Genomic DNA, 714 nt, shown 5'->3' on the forward strand with positions numbered 1-714 from the left:
CTGGCCGGTCGTGGGCGGACATGTTGCGGCCACCAGAACCAACGTCCGAGCAGTGTGGCCAGCGACGGCGTCATGAACGAGCGCACCACCAACGTGTCGAACAGCAGGCCGAGACCGATGGTGGTGCCCACCTGGCCGATGATGCGCAGGTCGCTGACCACCATTGAGGCCATCGTGAACGCGAACACCAGACCGGCGTTGGTCACCACCTTGCCGGTGCTGCCCATCGCGCGGATGATCCCGGTCTTCAGCCCGGCGGGTATCTCCTCTTTCAAGCGGGATATCAACAACAGGTTGTAGTCCGAACCGACGGCAAGCAGCACGATCACCGACATCGCGAGCACCATCCAGTGCAGTTTGATACCGAGGAAGTATTGCCAGACGAGCACCGACATGCCGAACGATGCCCCCAACGACAGCGCGACCGTCCCGACGATCACCGCCGCCGCGATCAGACTGCGGGTAATGATCAGCATGATGATGAAAATCAGGCAGAGCGAACCGATTCCGGCGATCATCAGGTCGTACTTGGAGCCGTCCTTCCAGTCTTTGAAGGTGGCTGCGGTGCCGGCGAGGTAGATCTTGGCGCCCTCCCAGGGCGTGCCCTTGATCGCCTCGTGCACGGCTTTCTTGATCGGCGCGATGTGGCTGATGCCCTCGGGGGTGGCGGGGTCGCCCTCGTGCGAGATGATCAACCGGACGGCCAGCATCACG

1 protein-coding gene is annotated in these 714 nt (G+C 62.6%); it reads right to left on the reverse strand.

Features of this window, described 5'->3' with window-relative positions:
• On the reverse strand, nucleotides 1-714 hold a 714-nt coding region (locus A5658_RS20115), incomplete at both ends, for an MMPL family transporter (protein ID WP_156751571.1).

Origin of the sequence: Mycobacterium sp. 1245111.1 (assembly GCF_001673405.1) — a bacterium.
In the GTDB taxonomy this organism is placed as follows: domain Bacteria; phylum Actinomycetota; class Actinomycetes; order Mycobacteriales; family Mycobacteriaceae; genus Mycobacterium.